This is a genomic window from Zoogloea sp. JDB1 (assembly GCF_056724025.1).
Window position 1 is genome coordinate 5180001 of the sequence record NZ_CM161496.1, and the last position, 20881, is coordinate 5200881.

General features: G+C 61.4%; 22 protein-coding genes. 10 read left to right on the forward strand and 12 right to left on the reverse strand.

Going from position 1 to position 20881, the window contains the following annotated elements; translation table 11 throughout:
* Nucleotides 1-158 precede the first annotated feature (158 nt).
* From erpA to rplM, 4 genes are all read right to left on the reverse strand, one after another.
* On the reverse strand, nt 159-509 hold the full coding sequence (gene erpA / locus AC1PPK_RS23555; RefSeq protein WP_481115412.1) for an iron-sulfur cluster insertion protein ErpA: 351 nt from the start codon (nt 507-509) through the stop codon (nt 159-161).
* Between the two features lie 99 nt (nt 510-608).
* On the reverse strand, nt 609-1637 hold the full coding sequence (argC, locus tag AC1PPK_RS23560) for an N-acetyl-gamma-glutamyl-phosphate reductase (RefSeq protein ID WP_481115413.1): 1029 nt from the start codon (nt 1635-1637) through the stop codon (nt 609-611).
* A 119-nt stretch (nt 1638-1756) separates the two neighbouring features.
* Nucleotides 1757-2149 (reverse strand): 30S ribosomal protein S9, encoded by a 393-nt coding sequence (gene rpsI, locus AC1PPK_RS23565; protein WP_141351686.1) that lies wholly within the window; start codon nt 2147-2149, stop codon nt 1757-1759.
* A 12-nt stretch (nt 2150-2161) separates the two neighbouring features.
* Nucleotides 2162-2590 carry a 50S ribosomal protein L13 gene (gene rplM, locus AC1PPK_RS23570; RefSeq protein ID WP_079437046.1) on the reverse strand — a complete coding sequence of 143 codons (429 nt, stop codon included), beginning with the start codon at nt 2588-2590 and terminating at the stop codon, nt 2162-2164.
* 504 nt (nt 2591-3094) lie between these two features.
* Between rplM and AC1PPK_RS23575 the strand changes: the two genes are divergently transcribed.
* Nucleotides 3095-3511, forward strand: coding sequence for an OsmC family protein (locus AC1PPK_RS23575; protein WP_481115414.1), 417 nt, complete (start codon nt 3095-3097; stop codon nt 3509-3511).
* Nucleotides 3512-3522: 11 nt separating this feature from the next.
* Here AC1PPK_RS23575 and coq7 read toward each other — a convergent pair whose 3' ends face one another.
* The 4 genes from coq7 to AC1PPK_RS23595 all read right to left on the reverse strand — a co-directional run bounded on the left by coq7 (nt 3523) and on the right by AC1PPK_RS23595 (nt 6107).
* Nucleotides 3523-4143 (reverse strand): 2-polyprenyl-3-methyl-6-methoxy-1,4-benzoquinone monooxygenase, encoded by a 621-nt coding sequence (coq7, locus tag AC1PPK_RS23580; RefSeq protein ID WP_481115415.1) that lies wholly within the window; start codon nt 4141-4143, stop codon nt 3523-3525.
* 25 nt (nt 4144-4168) lie between these two features.
* On the reverse strand, nt 4169-4705 hold the full coding sequence (locus AC1PPK_RS23585; protein ID WP_481115416.1) for a CNP1-like family protein: 537 nt from the start codon (nt 4703-4705) through the stop codon (nt 4169-4171).
* A gap of 101 nt (nt 4706-4806) precedes the next feature.
* Entirely contained in the window at nt 4807-5400 is a 594-nt protein-coding gene (locus AC1PPK_RS23590) for a CBS domain-containing protein (protein WP_481115417.1), read from the reverse strand.
* Nucleotides 5401-5555: 155 nt separating this feature from the next.
* Nucleotides 5556-6107 (reverse strand): RNA pyrophosphohydrolase, encoded by a 552-nt coding sequence (locus AC1PPK_RS23595; RefSeq protein WP_481115418.1) that lies wholly within the window; start codon nt 6105-6107, stop codon nt 5556-5558.
* 154 nt (nt 6108-6261) lie between these two features.
* Here AC1PPK_RS23595 and AC1PPK_RS23600 point away from each other — a divergent pair, with 154 nt between their 5' ends.
* Nucleotides 6262-7980, forward strand: coding sequence for a proline--tRNA ligase (locus AC1PPK_RS23600; RefSeq protein ID WP_481115419.1), 1719 nt, complete (start codon nt 6262-6264; stop codon nt 7978-7980).
* A 14-nt stretch (nt 7981-7994) separates the two neighbouring features.
* Nucleotides 7995-8612 carry a lytic transglycosylase domain-containing protein gene (locus AC1PPK_RS23605; protein WP_481118259.1) on the forward strand — a complete coding sequence of 206 codons (618 nt, stop codon included), beginning with the start codon at nt 7995-7997 and terminating at the stop codon, nt 8610-8612.
* 52 nt (nt 8613-8664) lie between these two features.
* On the opposite strand, the gene mnmA is transcribed toward AC1PPK_RS23605, so the two are convergent.
* From mnmA to AC1PPK_RS23620, 3 genes are read right to left on the reverse strand one after another with little or no spacing between them, the layout of a single operon-like run.
* Nucleotides 8665-9777, reverse strand: coding sequence for a tRNA 2-thiouridine(34) synthase MnmA (gene mnmA, locus AC1PPK_RS23610; protein ID WP_481115420.1), 1113 nt, complete (start codon nt 9775-9777; stop codon nt 8665-8667).
* Nucleotides 9767-10336 carry a hypothetical protein gene (locus AC1PPK_RS23615; RefSeq protein WP_481115421.1) on the reverse strand — a complete coding sequence of 190 codons (570 nt, stop codon included), beginning with the start codon at nt 10334-10336 and terminating at the stop codon, nt 9767-9769. The genes mnmA and AC1PPK_RS23615 overlap by 11 nt, the downstream gene beginning before the upstream one ends.
* On the reverse strand, nt 10336-10794 hold the full coding sequence (locus tag AC1PPK_RS23620; RefSeq protein ID WP_481115422.1) for an NUDIX hydrolase: 459 nt from the start codon (nt 10792-10794) through the stop codon (nt 10336-10338). The genes AC1PPK_RS23615 and AC1PPK_RS23620 overlap by 1 nt, the downstream gene beginning before the upstream one ends.
* A gap of 116 nt (nt 10795-10910) precedes the next feature.
* On the opposite strand from AC1PPK_RS23620, the gene AC1PPK_RS23625 reads away from it, so the two are divergent.
* The 6 genes from AC1PPK_RS23625 to AC1PPK_RS23650 all read left to right on the forward strand — a co-directional run bounded on the left by AC1PPK_RS23625 (nt 10911) and on the right by AC1PPK_RS23650 (nt 17510).
* Nucleotides 10911-11831 carry a branched-chain amino acid transaminase gene (locus tag AC1PPK_RS23625; RefSeq protein ID WP_481115423.1) on the forward strand — a complete coding sequence of 307 codons (921 nt, stop codon included), beginning with the start codon at nt 10911-10913 and terminating at the stop codon, nt 11829-11831.
* Nucleotides 11832-11849: 18 nt separating this feature from the next.
* Complete coding sequence (locus tag AC1PPK_RS23630) at nt 11850-12050, forward strand: zinc-finger domain-containing protein (RefSeq protein WP_481115424.1); 201 nt, start codon at nt 11850-11852, stop codon at nt 12048-12050.
* A gap of 79 nt (nt 12051-12129) precedes the next feature.
* Complete coding sequence (locus AC1PPK_RS23635; RefSeq protein WP_481115425.1) at nt 12130-12561, forward strand: YybH family protein; 432 nt, start codon at nt 12130-12132, stop codon at nt 12559-12561.
* Entirely contained in the window at nt 12558-13532 is a 975-nt protein-coding gene (locus AC1PPK_RS23640) for a YheT family hydrolase (protein ID WP_481115426.1), read from the forward strand. The genes AC1PPK_RS23635 and AC1PPK_RS23640 overlap by 4 nt, the downstream gene beginning before the upstream one ends.
* Before the next feature lie 125 nt (nt 13533-13657).
* Nucleotides 13658-15040, forward strand: coding sequence for a phosphomannomutase/phosphoglucomutase (locus AC1PPK_RS23645; RefSeq protein ID WP_481115427.1), 1383 nt, complete (start codon nt 13658-13660; stop codon nt 15038-15040).
* A 166-nt stretch (nt 15041-15206) separates the two neighbouring features.
* Nucleotides 15207-17510 (forward strand): bifunctional diguanylate cyclase/phosphodiesterase, encoded by a 2304-nt coding sequence (locus AC1PPK_RS23650; protein ID WP_481115428.1) that lies wholly within the window; start codon nt 15207-15209, stop codon nt 17508-17510.
* Between the two features lie 45 nt (nt 17511-17555).
* Here AC1PPK_RS23650 and alaS read toward each other — a convergent pair whose 3' ends face one another.
* A complete protein-coding gene (gene alaS / locus AC1PPK_RS23655; RefSeq protein WP_481115429.1) occupies nt 17556-20180 on the reverse strand; it encodes an alanine--tRNA ligase in 2625 nt (874 codons plus the stop codon).
* Nucleotides 20181-20323: 143 nt separating this feature from the next.
* Between alaS and AC1PPK_RS23660 the strand changes: the two genes are divergently transcribed.
* Nucleotides 20324-20875, forward strand: a complete 552-nt coding sequence (locus AC1PPK_RS23660; protein ID WP_481115430.1) for a cob(I)yrinic acid a,c-diamide adenosyltransferase — start codon at nt 20324-20326, stop codon at nt 20873-20875.
* Nucleotides 20876-20881: the final 6 nt, after the last annotated feature.

Here is a 20881-nt window from a genome sequence, read left to right on the forward strand (position 1 = left end):
AAAAAAAGAGCCAAAATTCTAGCCCATCCCGGTGGGCCGAACTCAACCTTCCGATTTTCGTTAACGAAGAAAAGGCGCCTATCGCTTTCGCAACAGGCGCCTTCCAACACAACCTACCAAATCAGGGCGCGACTTCCCGCACCAACTGATCGCTCAGGTTATGCAGAGAACGACGAGCCACAACCACAGGTGCTCGTCGCATTGGGGTTACGAATAACAAACTGCGAACCTTCAAGACCTTCCGTATAGTCGATCTCAGCCCCAACCAGATATTGATAACTCATCGGATCGATCAGCAGCATCACGCCATCCTTTTCCATAACGGTGTCGTCTTCGTTGCAGATTTCATCGAAGGTAAAACCGTACTGAAAACCGGAACAGCCGCCACCCGTCACGAAGACACGCAACTTGAGATCCGGATTCCCTTCCTCGAGGATCAGCTCCTTCACCTTGCTGGCAGCGCTATCGGTAAACACAAACGGGCTCGGCATTTCGGTCACGGCATCCATGGAACAACTCCTTCAAAACGGTCGTCGGATTATGGTCAGCCCCCAACAGCGGGTCAAGGCAACACCATCAAATAGTCGACAAAAACGCTCAATTTTAGTTCAAGGCATCACTGGGATCTGCCCAAGCCCTGCCGCTTCAGGCAACCCGAACAGGATGTTCATGTTCTGCACCGCCTGACCTGCCGCCCCCTTCACGAGGTTGTCGATGACCGACAGCACCACCACCACATCCCCACCCTGCGGACGATGAACCGCAATCCGGCAGATGTTGGCAGAGCGCACGGAACGCGTGGAAGGATGGGCCCCGCGCGGCATCACATCGACAAACGGCTCGTCGGCAAAACGGGCCTCGAACAGCTCCTGCAGATCGACATCCTTAGTGAGGCGCGCATACAGAGTCGCATGGATACCACGAATCATGGGCGTGAGATGCGGAACGAAAGTCAGCCCGACGGGCGCCTTGGCGTAGCGCGACAGCCCCTGCCGAATTTCCGGCAGATGCCGATGACCGGCCACACCGTAAGCCTGGAAGTTGTCTGCCGACTCGGAGAATAGAATGTGCGTTTCCGCCTTACGGCCACCACCGGAGACACCGGACTTGGCATCAGCAACCAAGCCATCCAGCTGCACAATACCGGCCTCGACGAGCGGCAAGAAGCCGAGCTGCACCGCGGTGGGATAACAACCCGGATTGGCCACCACCCGCGCAGCCTTGACAGCCTCGCGATTCACCTCAGGCAAACCATACACGGCCTCGGCAACCAGCTCGGGGCAGGCGTGCTTCATCCCGTACCACTTTTCCCATTCAGCCACGTCGGAGATCCGGAAATCCGCAGCCAGATCGATGACCTTCACACCCGCAGCAACAAGGGCCGCAGCCTGCTGCATCGCAATCCCGTTAGGCGTAGCGAAGAAGACGACGTCACACCCCGACAGATCGGCTGCCTGGGGATCGATAAACCGCAGATCAACCCGGCGGCGAAGGCTCGGAAACATATCAGCCACCGGCACCCCCGCCTCACCACGCGAGGTGATTGCCTTCAGCTCCACCTCCGGATGCTGCGCCAGCAAGCGCAACAGTTCAACCCCGGTATATCCCGTCCCACCAACTACACCAACCTTGATCATTCTCGCCCCCAACAGGAAATGAACTACCAGCAGATACCAAAACTACGCCGGCACAACATACTACGCCAAGATGACAAAAAGCCGCCCGAAGGCGGCTTTTTGACCATACTCGAAGCGAATTAACGCTTGGAGAACTGCTTGCGACGACGCGCCTTGCGGAAACCGACCTTCTTACGCTCGACTTCACGGGCATCGCGAGTAACCAAGCCAGCCTTCTTCAGCGGGGACTTGAGCTCTGCATCGTAGTCGATCAGCGCACGGGTAATGCCGTGACGAACGGCACCAGCCTGGCCGGATTCGCCACCACCGGTCACATTGACCAGGATGTCGAAGGTGTCGACGAAGTTGGTCAGAACCAGCGGCTGACGCACGATCATGCGGCCGGTTTCACGGGAGAAGAACTGATCAACCGGCTTGCCGTTTACGACGATGTTGCCGGAGCCCTTCTTGATGAAGACACGAGCAACAGCCGACTTGCGACGACCGGTACCGTAGTTGTAAGTCACAGCCATTATCGGCTCCTGTTAAATCGCGAGAACTTGGGGCTGCTGTGCGGCATGCGGATGCTCAGCACCGGCGTAGCACTTCAGCTTCTTCAGCATGGCGTAGCCGAGCGGCCCCTTGGGCAGCATGCCCTTGACGGCCTTCTCAAGCACGCGAGCCGGGAAACGCTGCTGCAGCTTGGTAAAGTTGGTTTCGTAGATACCGCCCGGGTAACCGGAGTGACGGTAGTACTTTTTGTCCTGGGCCTTGGTGCCGGTTACACGCAGCTTGTCGACATTGACGACAACGATGAAGTCACCGGTATCAACGTGCGGGGTGTAGATGGCTTTATGTTTGCCGCGCAAGCGAAGCGCAACTTGGGAAGCAAGCCGACCAAGGACCAAGTCCGTCGCATCAACGACGAACCAGTCGCGCTTGACCTCATGCGGCTTGGCAGAAAACGTTTTCATGAAGATCCCTCTGACTTTTCCCGACACCGGGAACGACCATAATTCGGAAAGCCGCGGATTTTACCCTAGGCTCGAGGCCAGTGTCAAACACTAAATCAAGGCAAAAAAAAGCGCAGATCGGGGAGATCTGCGCTAAATCCACACCAAAGGAGGAGGGTGGAGGAGACACCTTGCAGCCGCTTCAAACAACAAAAGCAACTGGACTGAGCAAATTATCTCCCCCCTGCCCCCTTGGTGCAAGATTTTTTTGTGCATCGCACAATAAAATTACATATCTGATGATAAATTTTTTTTATTCAACAAGAAACTCGTTCAAGCCCATGATTTAATTGAAAAACAACCGACCCAAGACGCGCATCGCAGCGCACTCATAAGAACTTCGCCCTACAGAAATGCGGCATTGCAGCACAAAGACACTCCAGCGCCCCGCGGCAAGACAGCTACAATCAGCGCCGGAAGAAGGGGCCTGGCCTCTCCATACAGTCAATATTGAAGGGAAGCAGAATGGAGTGCGTAGTTAAGTGGGTTGGCGACATGACCTTCATGGCGGAAACTGGTTCCGGCCATATCGTCACCATGGATGGCGCCCCGGAAGCCGGCGGGCGCGACCTTGCCCCCCGACCGATGGAGCTGATGCTGGCCGGCGCAGGCGGCTGCACGGCATTTGACGTCGTCCTGATTCTCAAACGCGGTCGGCAGGATGTGCGGGGCTGCAGCGTCCGCCTGACGGCGGAACGCGCCGAAGCCGACCCCAAGGTGTTCACCCGTATAGCGTTCCACTACACCGTCACGGGCCATGAGTTGAAGCCGGAGAGCGTCGAGCGCGCAATCAAGCTGTCGTCCGACAAGTACTGCTCCGCCACGATCATGCTCAGCAAGACCGCGGAAATCGAACACACCTGGGAAATCGTTCAGGTCTAGTCTCTTTCCGATCAGACCCAGTAAGCCACGCCAGTCATGACTTTCGAGGTCGCCTTCATAGCGGCCTTCACTGGCGTCGGCAGTTCCACCGCGCCGAGGCGGACTGCCGTATCGGCATGAGCAACTTCGTCGATCTTCATCTGGGTAACAATTTCCCGCGAACGCTGATCCTGTTCCGGCAAGCGGCCCAGGTGACTGATCAGATGGGCCTCCACTTGGCGCTCTGTTTCGGCCAAAAAGCCGAGGTTCACCCCATCGCCAAAGCGCGCGGCTAGCATACCGATAGCTAGCGAACCGCCGTACCAGAGCGGGTTAAGGAAGCTCTTACGCCCACCCAACTCAGCAATCCGGCGCTCTGTCCAAGCCAAGTGCTCGGTCTCCTCGTGCGCGGCACCTGCCAACGCCTTCTTGATACCTTCATTCTGAGACATCAACGCCTGCCCTTGATACAAGGCTTGAGCGCAGATTTCACCACAGTGATTCACCCGCATCAGGGATGCCGCACGGCGCTTCTCCTGTTCACTCAGATCAGCTTCAGGCAGCGCCTCCCCCGGAACCGGACGCACTGTGTAGGCGTCCGCAAAGACCGTACGCAAGGCCTTGTCAAAGCCAATGATCAGTTGATCCAGCATCACAAACTCCACTCGAAATTTGACGCTAACGCAGGCGGGCCGCCTGCCGCAGGGATTTCACGATCTCATCCCGATTCGGAAGAATTGCCCCCCGCGGACAAAAGAAATCCATCGCCAGCAAAGCGTACTGACGGTTGTATCCATTGTCTGAAATCCTCTTCCAGTCGCCGGCACGAGGCCTGATCCATTCCCGGTCATTGCGACCTATCGCGTAGAGCTTGCGCTCCGCCGTCTCACAGCGGATACCCTCGAAACTCACGTTCTGAGCACCACCCGCAGCACGCACAACCAATGTAAAGCGCACGACGCCGTCTTCTGCAAGGGTCAGCGATTTTTCATCGATAAAAGACAACGAGGTGGATTCGCTCCCCAGATCGAGAGGGATCAGATTTGCTCTCTCGGGAAACGCGGGGAGCTCCGGCTCGACTTCCTTCCAAGCGGACTTGGCTTCTTCTTCAAACAGGTATGTGCGACCACCGGTTGCACACCCAACGAGTGCAATGCTTGCCGCGGCGAAGAAAAATGGAAGACATGAACGTGCTAAACGGGAGACTGCTGCCATCAGGTTTCAAAGGGAAGGATGGAGGACAGCCGAGATTCTACTCCCCTCCCCTTTCGCCGGGCCAAACCCGCGCAGCACTCGGCACTTGCCGGCCTGCAAACTCAACTCCTGATGGCTGCCTCGATCTCAGCAAACGTACGTGCCACCTCCGTGGTCTGCAAGGGAATGCCCATCTGGCGCGCTATCTGCGAAGCCGAGAAGATACCTCGGATCACCGGCGCCCTGCCGCCCTCTTCTTCCACCACGAGCGCATGCTGCCGCCCACAGGCCTTGAGCATCGCCACGACATGCCCCACCTCAGCGCGCAGGACATCGGCCATCGTCACCGCATCAAGCTCTTCGGTTGCCACCATGATGTCACGCACGGTCAGCTCTTCATGCCGTGACATCCGCTCCCGGGCAACCCGCGTGGGTTTCTCGCCCAGCAGATCGTTGGACGTGATGATGCCCACCACACGGCGGTCGTTATCCATCGCGAAAAGCATCCGCACACCGCGCAAAATCATGCTGTGATTGGCTTCGACCAGTGAAACCGTGTCGGAAATGGTTGCCGCTGGGATTCGTCTCAGGTCAGTCATCACTTCGATGGCCGGCGACGACGCAACGACCTTGGTCAGGCTCCAGGCATCCGCAACTTCGCAGGTGCCGCTCTTGACCCGGAATTGCCGGATCGGCTGATAGTGCAAGCGCTCCATGGTGTCTCCCGATGTGCCCCTACAACAATGAACCGGGATTGGCCGACATGGCATACCCGGACCCGTCGTCGCATCGCAGGCGGCGACAAAACCAGCAACAATCGCAGGATAAGACAAAAAGACGTGTGCCAAGTTTCAACTCGGCACACGTCTTGTCAGGAGAGGGGGGGCTTTCCCGGGGATTCCGGGGTCACTACTATCGGTCGGTAACTTTCCGGGATATCGAGGCTTCGATCGCGGAACAGCAGGCGGGACAGTTCCAGTAGCGCGGCCTGATAAACACCGCGCTTGAACTCAATGACCGCCTCGAGGGGCACCCAATAATAACTCCAGCGCCAGGCATCGAACTCCGGGTGAGTACTTGCACGCAGGCAGACGTCGGAATCGCGTCCCACCAGTCGCAACAGGAACCAGATCTGCTTCTGGCCGCGATAGGTATTACGCCATTCCCGCTTGATCCAGTGCTTGGGCACGTCGTAGCGCAACCAGCCGCGCGTGCGGCCGATGATACGAACGTGCTCAGGCTTCAAGCCGACTTCTTCGAAGAGCTCACGGTACATGGCCTGTTCCGGCGACTCGCCGTGCTTGATTCCGCCCTGCGGAAACTGCCAGGAATGTTCTCGTATCCGTTTGCCCCAGAAAACCTCGTTGCGCGCATTCACCAGAATGATGCCGACGTTAGGCCTGTAGCCTTCACGGTCGAGCATGGTGCAACCTTTAATTCATGAACTGTGCGGAATTCTTCCATATTTCCCCTTGCCACGGAAGCCGACGCCCCGAATCGGTGCAATGCAACAGAAGCGGCGCCAAGGCGCAAGGTGCACGTTAAAATTGAACGCTGTACTAACAATGGACTCCGTCATGCGTGCCTCCCAGTTCTTCCTCTCCACCCTCAAGGAAGCCCCTTCCGACGCAGAAGTCATCAGCCACAAACTGATGATGCGCGCGGGGCTGATCAAGCGCCTCGCCGGCGGTATCTATACCTGGATGCCCCTGGGCCTGCGCGCCCTGCGCAAGGTGGAAGCCATCGTGCGGGAGGAGATGAACCGGGCCGGCGCCATCGAAGTGCTGATGCCCGCCGTTCAACCGGCCGAGCTGTGGCAGGAATCCGGCCGCTGGGATTTCTACGGCCCTGAGCTGCTGCGCTTCAAGGACCGCCACGACCGTGATTTCGTCGTCGGCCCGACCCACGAGGAAGTCATCACCGACGTGGTGCGCAAAGAGCTGAAAAGTTATCGCCAGCTGCCCAAGCACTTCTACCAGGTCCAGATGAAATTCCGCGACGAGATCCGCCCCCGTTTCGGCGTGATGCGCGGCCGCGAATTCGTCATGAAGGACGGCTACTCTTTCCACAGTTCCTTCGAGGATCTGCAGCGGGAATACCGCAACATGTACGACACCTACCACCGCATCTTCAACCGGCTCGGCCTGAAGTTCCGGGCTGTTGCGGCAGATACCGGCTCGATCGGCGGCACCGGCTCCCACGAATTCCATGTGATCGCCGAAACCGGCGAAGACGACATCGCCTACTGTCCGGACTCCGACTACGCGGCCAACGTGGAGCTCGCTGAAGCCCTGGCACCGACCACACCTCGCCCTGCTGCCAGCGCTACGCTGACCAAGGTGCACACGCCCGGCGCCAAGACCATCGACGAGTTGGCGGCCTTCCTGAAGATTCCAGCCACCCAGACCGTCAAGGCGATCGTGGTGGACGGCGACGAAGCGTCCGGCAGCAAGCCGGTACTTCTCCTGCTGCGCGGCGACCATGAACTGAACGAGGTCAAGGCCCAGAAGGTCGCCGGCGTCAAGAATCCGCTGACCTTCGCAAGCCCGGCCTCCATCCTTGCCGCCTTCGGCGCCAACGCCGGCTCCCTCGGCCCCGTCGGCTTCCAGGGCCGCGTGGTCATAGACCGCACCGTTGCGGCGATGGCCGATTTCGTCACCGGCGCCAACGAGGACGACTACCACTACACAGGCGTCAATATCGGCCGTGACTTCCCCGAGGCCGAAGTGGCCGACCTGCGCAACGTCGTCGTCGGCGACCCCTCGCCGGACGGCAAGGGCAGCCTCGACATCTGCCGCGGCATCGAAGTCGGCCACATCTTCCAGCTGCGCACCAAGTACTCCGAAGCCCTCGGCTGCAAGTTCCTCAACGAACAGGGCAAGGAACAGGTCATGGAGATGGGTTGCTACGGCATCGGCGTCTCGCGCATCCTCGGCGCCGCCATCGAACAGAACAACGACACCCGCGGCATCATCTGGCCGGACGGTATCGCCCCCTTCCAGGTGGCCATCGTGCCGATGGGCTACGCCAAGTCCGAAGCGGTGCGCGAAACCGCCGACAAGCTTTACGGGGAACTCGTTGCAGCTGGCGTCGACGCCTTCCTCGACGACCGGGACGAACGTCCGGGCTCCCTGCTGGCCGACAATGAGCTGATCGGCACGCCGCACCGTGTCGTCATCGGCGACCGCGGCCTGAAGGAAGGCGTCGTCGAATACCAGGGCCGCCGCGATGCCGAAGCCACCAAACTGGCCGTTGGCGACATCGCCGCCACGGTCATCGCCAAGCTGAAGAGCTGAGAAGCATGCCGCCCATGCGCTCCATCGTCGCCCGCCTACTGGCCACCTGCCTGCTGGGCGGGACGACGATGGCGCATGCCGGCAATCAGCTCTACGAGCCGCTCGCCGCCAGCGTACAGGCTGCACTGCATGCGGCCGTCGCCGACCAGGCCCCGCTCGACCCGAGCTTTGAACGCTCTCCCGAGCGGGCCCGTTGGCTGGCCGAGATGTCCCGTCGCCTGGCCAAGCGCATCCCAGACGAAACCTATCGCTCAGAGCTGCTGAGGACAATCCACTACGAGGCCACCCGCGCTGGCCTCGACCCACAACTGGTGCTGGGCCTGATCCAGGTAGAAAGCGGCTTCAAGAAATACGCCCTGTCTTCAGCGGGCGCCCGTGGCTACATGCAGGTCATGCCATTCTGGGTCAAACTGATCGGCAATCAAGAGAGCAACCTCTTCTACATGCGCACCAACCTACGCTTTGGCTGCACAATCCTGCGCCATTACTTGGACATCGAACGGGGCGACCTGTTCCGCGCGCTGGGGCGCTACAACGGCAGCCTTGGGCGGCCCGAGTATCCGAACATGGTGCGTGCCGCGTGGGAGCACAACTGGGCCTATCCGAGCTTCCGGCTGGCTCAGAACCCATGAAAGCAAACGGGTGCCACACAGCGCCCGTTTGCTTTTGCATCAACAGGGGCTTTCAAGCCGTGATGATGCCACCGCCCAGGCAAACCCGACTTTCGTAGACCACCACGCTCTGCCCAGGTGTCACCGCCCACTGAGGCTGAGCAAAGGCGATCTCGGCCCGGCCATCGGCAAGAACATCGATCTCGCAGGGCGCATCCGGCGTCCGGTAACGCGGCTTGGCCGTGTACACCCAATGCGTACGCGGATCCCGGCCGGAAACCCAGCTCAGATCTGTAATCACGAGGCGATCCTTCAGGAGCGCTGGGTGATCATGGCCTTGCACAACGTACAACACGTTCTTCGCCATGTCCTTCTGCGCGACGTACCAGGCGTCGTGCTCGCCCGCATCATCCTGGTTGCCCTTGATACCGCCGATCTGCAGGCCCTTGCGCTGACCAATGGTGTGATGCATCAGGCCCTGATGCTGTCCGATCACCTTATCGCCTTCCAGCGTGCGGATCTCTCCCGGCTTGGCTGGCAAGTAGCGAGACAGAAACTCCCGGAACGGGCGCTCGCCGATGAAACAAATACCCGTCGAATCCTTCTTGGCATGTACATGCAGGTTTGCCGCCTCGGCCATCTTGCGCACGTCACGCTTGTAGAGATGGCCAATAGGGAACAAGGCCTTCGACAGTTGGGCCTGATTCAAGCGATACAGGAAGTAGCTCTGATCCTTGGTACCGTCTTCCGCCTTGAGCAATTGGTACTCGGTACGCCCGTCGTTGGTCCACTCACGCACCTGAGCGTAATGCCCGGTCGCGATGCGGTCCGCCCCCAAGGCCAGGGCGTGATCGAGGAAAGCCTTGAACTTGATCTCCGAGTTGCACAGGATGTCCGGATTGGGCGTGCGACCCGCCTCGTACTCGCGCAGGAAATCGGCAAACACCCGCTCCTTGTATTCCTTGGAGAAATTCACCACTTCCAGCTCGATGCCCAGCACGTCGGCCACCGACACCACGTCCACCAGGTCTTCCCGGGTGGAACAGTATTCATCGTCGTCATCGTCTTCCCAGTTCTTCATGAACAGGCCGACCACGTCGTAGCCCTGCTGCTTGAGCAGCATCGCCGCCACGGACGAATCCACGCCGCCGGACATGCCGACGATGACTTTTTCCTTACGAGACATTCGGTCCCTCTCCATCCAGCCAATCTTCCAGGGGCAAGACAACGGCAGGATCGCCGTGCTCCCCAAACCAGGAGTCCACCACGAATCGCGCTCCGCCTGTCGGCGCAGCAGCGTCTTTCTCGCGAATCACCGCCGAGAAATGCTGGGCAACCAGCCAGCGCACCCGACGATGCACTTCATCCACCACATGAAAACGCAGCATCCCGCGCCGCTCCAGCATCTTCAACAGACGCGTCGTCGTCTCTGCATGATCGATGCAATCCATCTTGCCAGGCACATCGTCATCGAGGAAATCCCCCGGCCTGTCGGCATGAATCGGCGACTGCTCGCCCGCCCAACGATAAAACAGCCCGATGACCTGGGCCAGGATGGCCCTTTCCTCGATCGGTGACGTGGCCTGCGTCAGGCGCTCGCCAGCCTCGGCGAGGCGTTCATCGGAAAACACCACCGTCGCCTCGCTCAGACAACCGTAGTTGAAACACACCACGACCTGCTCGGTGGCTTGCGCGATACCGAAACACAGTAGCAACGCTGCGGACAGAACCCACCTGCGTGCCATCAGGCGTCGTAATGGCGCACCAGGTCCAGCGGGTAGCGCCGGCCGGCAAGGTAATCCTCGCAACACTGCAGGATCAGCGGGCTGCGATGGCGCTCCCGCGTCTCCCGCAACTCGTCCAGCGTCAACCACACGGCCCGTACGATCCCAGAATCCAGGCGCCGCTCCGGATCGAACCCCGTAACGCTGCCGCCGAAAGTGAAACGCAAATAGGTAATGTCGCTGTCGGGCTTGGGCCACTGGTAGATACCAACCAGGAACTCCGGCCGGAAGTGATGGGCGGTTTCCTCAAGTGCTTCGCGGACGACGGCCTGCCGCAGGGATTCCCCCTGATCCAGGTGCCCGGCCGGCTGGTTGAAACGCAGACCGGTCTCGGTCTCCTCCTCGACAACCAGAAAGCGTCCATCGCGTTCGACCACGGCCGCCACCGTCACATTCGGCTTCCAGACTCTCATCGCCATCCCACTGCGGATAAAGGCAGCATTTTACCCCGTTCCGGGTGAGGGTCCGCAGTCCCCGCGGAATGAGCTAGAATCGTGGGCTCAAAATTTATTGTTTTCAGCTGGAGATCCCCACAATGTCAATGGCAGACCGCGACGGTTTCATCTGGTACGACGGCAAGCTCGTGCCGTGGCGCGAAGCGACCACCCACGTGCTCACCCACTCCCTGCACTACGGTCTGTCCGTATTCGAGGGCGTCCGCGCGTACAAGACCGTCAAGGGCACGGCGATCTTCCGTCTCGCCGAACACACCCAGCGCCTGCTCAACTCCGGCAAGATCTACATGATGAACATTCCTTACTCCAAGGAAGTTCTGATGGAAGCCCAACTGGAAGTCGTCCGCGCCAACAAGCTCGAGTCCTGCTACCTGCGTCCGATCGCCTTCTACGGCTCCGAAAAGATGGGCATCTCCACCAAGGGTGCCACCGTCCATGTGGCGATCGCCGCCTGGCCGTGGGGTGCTTACCTGGGTGAAGACGGCCTCGAGAAGGGCATCCGAGTGAAGACCTCGTCCTTCGCTCGCCACCACGTCAACGTCACCATGCCGCGCGCCAAGCTGGCCTCCACCTACGCCAACTCCATCCTGGCCAACCTGGAAGCCACCGAAGCCGGCTACGACGAAGCCCTGCTGCTCGACACCAACGGCTTCGTCGCCGAAGGCGCCGGCGAAAACCTCTTCGTGATCAAGGACGGTGCCATCTACGAACCCGAGATCGCCTCTGCGCTGACCGGCATCACCCGCGCGTCCGTGATCCGCGTCGCCAAGGAGTTCGGCCTCGACGTGGTTTCCAAGCGCATCACCCGCGACGATATCTACATCGCCGATGAAGCCTTCTTCACCGGCACCGCCGCCGAAGTGACTCCGATCCGCGAACTGGACGGTCGCACCATCGGCGAAGGCAAACGTGGCCCGATCACCGAGAAGCTGCAGAGCCGCTTCTTCCGGATCGTCAGCGGCCAAGCCCCCGAATACGAAGAATGGCTGTCTTACATCTAAGATCCTACGGAGCAACCCATGCCTGAAAATCAGGACAAGTCGAAGCCGATCGAAGTCACCGCCCACGAACTACCGCTGCACTGCCCGATGCCCGACGCCCCACTGTGGGCACGACACCCGCGCGTCTTCCTTGACGTCACCAAGGAAGGCGAGGCAACCTGCCCGTACTGCGGCGCGAAATACGTCTTCAAGGGCGAACTGCCCAAGGGACATCACTGAGGCTCCTCATCGGGCTTCAGTCGGAACGGGGGCGGCGACGCCCCCGTGTCGCATGCGAACGTCCATTCGAGAAACCCGCATGAGCAACCCGATCTACACCTCCCCCGACGACGCCGAAGCCGCGTTCTACGCCGCGCTGACCCGCGCTGATATTGACGGCATGATGTCCGTCTGGTCGGAGGACGAGGAGGTCGTCTGCGTCCAGCCCGGCAGCATCCGTCTCATCGGGCTCGCCGCGATCCGCGAATCCTGGCGCCAACTCTTCGCCAGCGGAACCCGCATCAACGTCAACATCAGCCACCCGGTCCGCTGGGTCAGCGTCATGACTGCGGTGCATACCCTGCAGCAGCACGTGCATGTGGAGGGTGACGACAGGCTGCACCCCCCAATCATCGCCACCAACGTCTTCACCCGTGGAGCACTGGGCTGGCGCATGGTCATGCACCACGCCTCGCTCGCGCCCGACATGGACAGCCTGCACAGCAACGACGCGCCCCACGTGGTCCATTGACGCTCAACACAGCTGCCATGGGGGCCTATGTCGCCCCCCGCTGGCTTCCCGGCGGACATGCCCAGACCATCTGGCCGCTGCTGCGCAAGGGGCCGCTATCGGCCCTCCAGCGGGAGCGCTGGGACACGCCGGACGGCGACTTCATCGACCTCGACTGGTTGCCGCATCAACCCGGCGCACCGCTGGTCGTCCTCTTCCATGGGCTGGAAGGCTCGAGCCAGTCGCCGTACGCGCGCCACCTCATGCGACATCTGGCGGAACGAGGCTGGAATGGCGTGATCCCGCATTTTCGAGGCTGTTCCGGCGAACCCAACCGCCTGCCTCGCGGTTACCACGCTGGTGACGCCGACGAGATCAGCTGGATCCTGGAGCGCCTGACCGGCTTGTTTCCGACACAGCCCCGCTATGCCGCCGGCGTCTCCCTTGGGGGCAACGCTCTGCTGCTGTGGCTCGGCACCCGCGGCAACGCTGCCACCGGTCTGGTCACCGCCGCTGCTGCGATTTGCCCCCCGGTTGACATGACGGCAACGGGCCACGTGCTGGCCCGCGGCTTCAACCGCCTCTACACCCGCCACTTCCTGGCCACCCTCAAGCACAATGCGGCCGTCAAGCTGAGCCAACATCCGGGGCTCTTCGATGGGCAGAGCATGTGGCGCACGCGTACACTGTACGAATTCGACGACCTGGTGACCGCCCCCTTACACGGATTCCGGAGTGCGGGCGAATATTGGCTCCAAGCGTCCAGCAAGCCGCACTTGGCGGGCATCCGTGTACCGACGCTGCTGCTCAATCCGCGGAACGATCCCTTCCTTCCAGCCCATCATCTGCCCGGACTACGCGACGTTTCCAACACGGTGCTTCTGGAGCAGCCACGGGGGGGAGGTCACGTAGGCTTCGTCAGCGGAGTATGGCCCGGACATCTGAACTGGCTCCCCATGCGCATACTGTCCTTTTTTCAGACAGGCAACTAAAGCTTGCGACCTAGCCAAGCTCTGGCAACCGATAAAACGTCAAATTTCGTGCCACCAGCACACCCAGCCGTCATGGTGCACCGCGTATAATCGAACCCTCATCGTTTTCGACCGGAGTCCACAGCATGTTCGTTCCCGCCCCAGAGATCTTCAAGGCCTATGACATTCGCGGCATCGTTAACAAGACCCTGACTGCCGAAGCCGTGCGGGCGATCGGCCAGGCCCTCGGTTCCGAAGCAGTTGCCCGCGGCCAGAAAGCCATCTCAGTGGGGCGGGATGGCCGCCTCTCCGGTCCGGAGCTGGCCGGTGCGCTGGCCGACGGCATTCGGGCCGCCGGCGTCGACGTCATCGACGTCGGTTGTGTGCCAACCCCGCTCACCTACTTCGCCGCCTACGAACTGGGCACCAACTCCTGCGTGTCCGTCACCGGTAGCCACAACCCGCCCGATTACAACGGCCTCAAGATGGTCCTCGGCGGCCAGACCCTGTTCGGCGAGTTGATTCAGGGCCTGCGCCAACGCATCATCGACGGCAATCTCGTGACCGCCGCCGAACCCGGCAAGCTCAGCCACGCCGACGTGGTGCCGGCCTATGTGGCCAAGATCGTCGGCGACGTCAAGCTGTCCCGCCCGATGAAGGTCGTCATGGATTGCGGCAACGGCGTGGCCGGCGCCGTTGCGCCGGAGCTCTTCAAGCGCCTCGGTTGCGAGTTGGTCGAACTATTCTGCGAAGTGGACGGCAACTTCCCCAATCACCACCCCGATCCTTCCAAGCCTGAAAACCTCCAGGACGTGATCCGTGCCCTGCAGGAGACCGACGCGGAAATCGGCCTGGCCTTCGACGGCGACGGCGACCGCCTGGGCGTCGTCACCAAGGACGGCGAGATTATCTTCCCCGACCGCCAGCTGATGCTGTTCGCCGAAGACGTGCTGACCCGCGTGCCCGGCGGCGAGATCATCTATGACGTCAAGTGCACCCGCAACCTGGCCGGCTGGATCAAGGATCGCGGTGGCAAGCCCACCATGTGGAACACCGGCCACGCGCTGGTAAAGGCCAAGCTGAAGGAAACCGGCGCACCGCTGGCCGGCGAAATGAGCGGTCATGTGTTCTTCAAGGAACGCTGGTACGGCTTCGATGACGGCCTCTATACCGGCGCGCGCCTGCTCGAGATCCTGTCCCGTCACGCCGACGCCAACCCGGTGCTGAAGGGCCTGCCGAACGCCACCAGCACCCCCGAACTGAACATCAAGATGAACGAAGGCGAGCCCTTCGCGCTGGTGGACAAGCTCAAGGCCGAAGCCCAGTTCAACGGCGCGGAAAGCATCCTGACCATCGACGGCGTGCGCGTCGAATACGCCGACGGTTTCGGCCTGGCGCGCCCATCCAACACCACGCCGGTCGTCGTCCTGCGGTTCGAAGCCGACAACCAGGCCGCCATCGAGCGCATCCAGGCCGATTTTCGGCGTGCCATCGAAGGTGTCTGGCCGGGCGTCGCGCTGCCGTTCTGATCCACCCGGCCGGGCTTGCCACTCCATCGCCAAGCCCGGCCGGATGGTTTTTTACACAAATCGCTTCCTCCCTTGTGAGAAAAAAGTGAGACTGGCGGCTGGCAACAGCCGAACAGCCCTCACCGGGACGCTGTCATAAGTTCCACGCCTCGATGGAGGAGCAGCCATGAAGGCTGTGCCCACTTTTCAGTCGGCAAGCTTCAGCTCATCCCAATTCCGAACACGGCTGATCATTGCCGTGGTTCTGCTGAACCTGATGGTCATCGGCCTGGCCTTCCAATCCCTGTACCAGGGACTGGACCAGTCGCGGGCACGCGCCATCGTCAACACCCGCAATCTGGCACAGCTGCTCGATCACGACATCGCCGCCATCTTCGATCGCATCGACCTGACGCTTCAGGCCCTGGTGGACGATCTCGACGATGGCCTTGCGAGCAAGCACGCCCCCAAGCGCTACCAGAGCATTGTCCAGCAGCACTTCGCCAGGCAGCCTGCCCTGCACAGCCTGCTGGTCGTCGATGAACGGGGTAGCCTGCTAGCCAGCAGTGGCCAGTTGAACCGGACCCCCGCCCTGCTGGTCGATCGGGATTATTTCCGGCGCCAGCGCGACTCGGCATCGGCCGGCCTCGTCATCTCCCCGCCCCTGCAGGGACGTGTCGGCGGAGAGTGGATCATCACCTTGAGCCGCCGCATCAATGCCAGCGACGGCCAGTTTGCCGGCATCGCCGTCGCCAGCATCCGCCTGGCCCACCTGCGCGAGCTGTTTGCCGGTATCAATCTTGGACTGGACGGTGCGATCACCCTGCGCGATACCAACCTCGGCCTGGTCACTCGTCATCCAGCGCCAAGCACACCCGAAGTGCAGATCGGCTCACAAGCCGTTTCCCCCCAACTCGCTGCCGCGATCCGGGCCAACCCCGAGCAGGGGGCCTATCTCGCCGCCACCAAGATCGACGGCATAGAGCGGACCAATGCCTATCAGCGCATGAGCCACTATCCCTATTACATCATCGTCGGGCTGGCCGATGACGACTACCTGCTCGGCTGGTACCGCGAGCTCACCAAGACTGCCGTGCAGGTCGCCGCCTTCATGCTGGCAACCCTTCTCATGCTGAGCTTGCTCATCCACACATGGTCACTTCGGGAACGGGACATGAAACACATCGCCAGCAAGGAACTGGAACTGCGCATCCTGCTCGATACCGCCCCAGATGCGATCATCATCATCGATTCGTCCGGGCATGTCCGCCGTGCCAACCAGCGCGCACTGAGCACCTTCGGCTATCAGTACGAGGACCTGATAGGACGCCCCGTCGAAAACCTGCTGGCATCCGAGTGGAGCGAACTGACGCAGCCATCCCATTCCGTCGCCGACGTGGACCTCATCGCCATCGCTGCAGATGGCCGCAGCTTCCCGATCAGCGTCAGCATGACTCCGACCGAAACCGAGAGCGGGCGCATGGCGACATTGGTAATCCGGGACAGCAGTGAACGCCGCGAGCGGGAAGATGCCCTACGGCTGGCTTCGCTCGTCTATCAGGCGGTCGGCGAAGCCATCATGGTCACCGACACCACCAATCGCATCGTCGCCATCAATCCCGCCTTCACCCGGCTCACCGGCTTCACGCCCGAAGAGGCAATCGGACAACAGGCTGCCTTTTTCAGTTCCGGGCGCCACGACCACGCCTTCTTCCGCAGCATGTGGGAGAGCCTTGACGCCACCGGCACCTGGAAAGGGGAAATACTGAACCGCCGGCGCAACGGGGAAATCGCTGCCGACTGGCTGATGATCAACACGATCTACGACGACAACGGCCAAGTGCAGTGGCGAGTCGGCATGTACTCGAGCGTCACCGAGCAGAAGCGTGCGGAAGAGCAGCTATGGCGCCAAGCCAGCTACGACACGCTGACGGACCTGCCCAACCGTCGTCTGTTGCTGGACCGCCTGCAGCAGGACATGAGCATTGCTGACCGCACGAAGACGGAAGTCGCCTTGCTGCTAGTGGACCTCGATTACTTCAAGGAGGTTAACGATAGCCTCGGCCATCTGGCCGGCGATCAATTGCTGGTCGAAGTCGCACACCGTCTGGAGTTCTGCATCCGCGAGATGGACACCGCAGCCCGTCTCGGTGGCGATGAATTCGCCGTGCTCCTCGGTGGTATCACGAATCGGCAGCACGTCGAGCCTATCGCCCAGTCGATCCGGAGCACATTGGCCAATCACTACACCCTCAAGGAAGGCGACGCACGAATTTCGGCCAGCATCGGCATCGCCCTGTACCCTTCGGATGCGAAGGACATCGAAACCCTCTTCCAAAAAGCTGACCAAGCCTTGTACCTCGTCAAGGGCGACGGTCGTAACGGCTTCAGTTTCTATCCGGAATCGTCCACGGAAAAACGGCCTGGAGACAACCCGGCCGTTTATCTGGAAGCCGCCTCACCTACGGAAGAGAAAATCGGCGACGCCTGAAGCAGCGGCGCTAACGCGCGCGCCCCCAGGAACACGGGCCGGCACTCAGCCCAGTTTGCCACCCACCCAACCAGCCACAGCAGCCAGCGCAGCTGGCAGGGCAGCCGCATCGGTACCACCAGCCTGAGCCATGTCGGGACGGCCGCCGCCCTTGCCGCCCACCTGCTGGGCAACGAAGTTGACCAACTCGCCGGCCTTCACCTTACCGGTCAGGTCGGCCGTCACGCCGGCGATCAGAATGACCTTGCCGTCATTCACGCTGGACAGCACGATGGCCGCCGATTTGAGCTTGTCCTTCAGCTTGTCGAGGGTCTCGCGCAAGGTCGGCACATCGGCGCCTTCCAGCGTCGCAGCCAGCACCTTGGCACCGGCCACATCAGTAGCCTGGGCTGCCAGATCATCCCCCTGGCTCGCAGCCAGCTTGCTCTTCAGGCGGGCCAGCTCCTTCTCGAGGGCCTTCACGTTGTCCATCACCTGGGCCACGCGTGCCAGCACGTCCTGCGGCTGGGCCTTGAGCGCGCCGGTCACACCGTCGAGCAGAGCCTGCTGGTCCTGCACCAGCGCCAGCGCCACATCGCCGCACACGGCTTCGATACGGCGCACGCCCGCAGCCACGCCGCCTTCGAGGGTGATCTTGAACAGGCCGATGTCGCCGGTACGCGCCACGTGGGTGCCACCGCACAGTTCCTTGGAGGAGCCGATGGTCAGCACGCGCACCGCGTCGCCGTACTTCTCGCCAAACAGCATCATCGCGCCGGTCTTCTGGGCGGACTCGATATCCATGACGCTGGCGTCGGTGGCGGCGTTGGCGAGGATTTCGTCATTGACGATGCGCTCGATGCGGACGATTTCCTCGGCGGTCACTGGCTGAGTGTGGGCGAAGTCGAAGCGGGTCTTGTCCGGATCGACCTGGGAACCCTTCTGCTGGACGTGGCTGCCGAGCACTTCACGCAGGGCCTTGTGCAGCAGGTGGGTCGCCGAGTGGTGGCGGGCGGTACGGGCGCGGGCCTGGGTATCCACCTTGGCGGTGACGCCGTTACCGACGGTCAGCTTGCCGGTCTTGACCACGCCGTGGTGCCCGAAGACGGTAGCCTGGATCTTCTGTGTGTCCTCCACCGCGAAGATTCCGTGCACGGAACGCAGCTCGCCGCGGTCACCGACCTGGCCGCCGGATTCGGCATAGAACGGCGTGTCGTCGAGAACCACGACGCCCAGTTCGCCCTCGTTGAGCTCGTTGACGGCCACGCCGTCCTTGTACAGGGCCAGCACGTTGCCTTTGGCTTCGAGCTTCTCGTAACCGTGGAAGGTGGTCGCCGGACCGTCGTATTCCAGGTTGGCTGCCATCTTGAACTTGCCTGCGGCGCGGGCCTGCTCCTTTTGGCGGGCCATCGCAGCGTCAAAGGCCGTGCTGTCCACGGTGACATTGCGCTCGCGGCAGACGTCTGCCGTTAGGTCGAGGGGGAAGCCGAAGGTGTCGTGCAGCTTGAAGGCGGTCTCACCGTTGAATACGGTGGAACCTGCGCTGGCCATCGCAGCCAGTTCGCCTTCGAGGATGGCCATGCCGTTCTCGATTGTGGCGAAGAAGCGGTCTTCCTCCTGCTTGAGGATGTCGGTCACGCGGGCTTCGCCTGCCTTCAGCTCGGGATAGGCCTCACCCATCTCGGCGACCAGATCCGGCACCAGCTTGTGGAAGAAGGCTGCGCGAGCGCCCAGCTTGTAGCCGTGGCGGATGGCGCGGCGGATGATCCGGCGCAGCACGTAGCCGCGGCCTTCGTTGCCGGGGATCACGCCGTCGGCGATCAGGAATGCACAGGCACGGATGTGGTCGGCCAGCACCTTCAGGGACGGGCTGTCCATGTCGGCGCCGGAGGTCTCACGGGCCGCAGCCTTGATCAGGGTCTGGAACAGGTCGATCTCGTAGTTGGCATGCACGCCCTGCAGCACGGCAGAAACCCGCTCCAGGCCCATGCCGGTATCCACCGAGGGCTTGGGCAGCGGATGCATCACGCCGGCCTCGTCCCGATTGAACTGCATGAACACGTTGTTCCAGATCTCGATGAAACGGTCGCCGTCTTCCTCCGGCGATCCCGGGGGACCGCCCCAGATATGCTCGCCGTGGTCGTAGAAGATCTCGGTGCACGGGCCGCAGGGGCCGGTGTCACCCATCATCCAGAAGTTGTCGGACGCGTAGCGGGCACCCTTATTGTCGCCGATGCGGATGACCTTGTCGGCCGGCACGCCGACTTCCTTGGTCCAGATGTCGTAGGCTTCGTCGTCTTCGGCATAAACGGTGACGGTCAGCTTGTCCTTCGGCAGCTTGAAGACTTCGGTCAGCAGCTCCCAGGCATAGGTAATCGCATCGCGCTTGAAGTAGTCGCCGAAGCTGAAGTTGCCCAGCATCTCGAAGAAGGTGTGGTGGCGGGCGGTGTAGCCGACGTTTTCCAGGTCGTTGTGCTTGCCGCCGGCACGCACGCACTTTTGCGATGTGGTGGCGCGGGTATAGGGGCGCTTGTCGAAGCCGAGGAAGACGTCCTTGAACTGGTTCATGCCTGCGTTGGTGAACAACAGGGTCGGATCCTCATGGGGAACCAGCGAACTGGACGCCACGATCTGGTGGCCCTTGGAGGCGAAGAATTCGAGGAATTTCTGGCGGATTTCGGCGCTTTTCATCGGCGTAGGGTCTCCGGTTGTCTCAACTGCGACGGTCGGGGAAGGACAAGTATCAAAGCCGGAAATTGTAGCATCCCTCCCCGCCGGGCCCCGCTGGCTATAATCGGCCTTCCAAAAACACAACTCCTTCAGGAGACAGCACAATGGGCCACCGCCTGTCCAAGATCTACACCCGCACCGGCGACGCCGGCACCACCGGCCTCGGCAACGGTAACCGGGTTTCCAAGAACAGCCTTCGCATCCACACCCTCGGTGAAGTGGACGAGGTCAATGCCGCCATCGGCGTACTGCTGTGCGAAGAATTGCCGGACGACGTGCACACGCTGCTGACCAATGTGCAGCACGATCTTTTCGATCTGGGCGGCGAAGTGTGCATCCCCGGCATGGAGATGATCACCGCCAAGCAGGTACAATACCTGGAAGACGAACTGGATCGTTTCAACGACGACCTCGAGCCGCTGAAGGACTTCATTCTGCCCGGCGGCACCCGCGCTGCCGCCCTCGCCCACCAGGCCCGCACCATCTGCCGCCGCGGCGAGCGGATGATCGTCGCACTGGCCCAGGAAGAAGCCGTCAACGACGCACCGCGTCAGTACCTCAACCGCTTGTCCGACTTGCTCTTCGTGCTCGGCCGCGTCCTCAACCGCGCTGGCGGCCGCGGCGACGTGCTGTGGCAGAAGCGCAAGAACGCGTAAATTGAG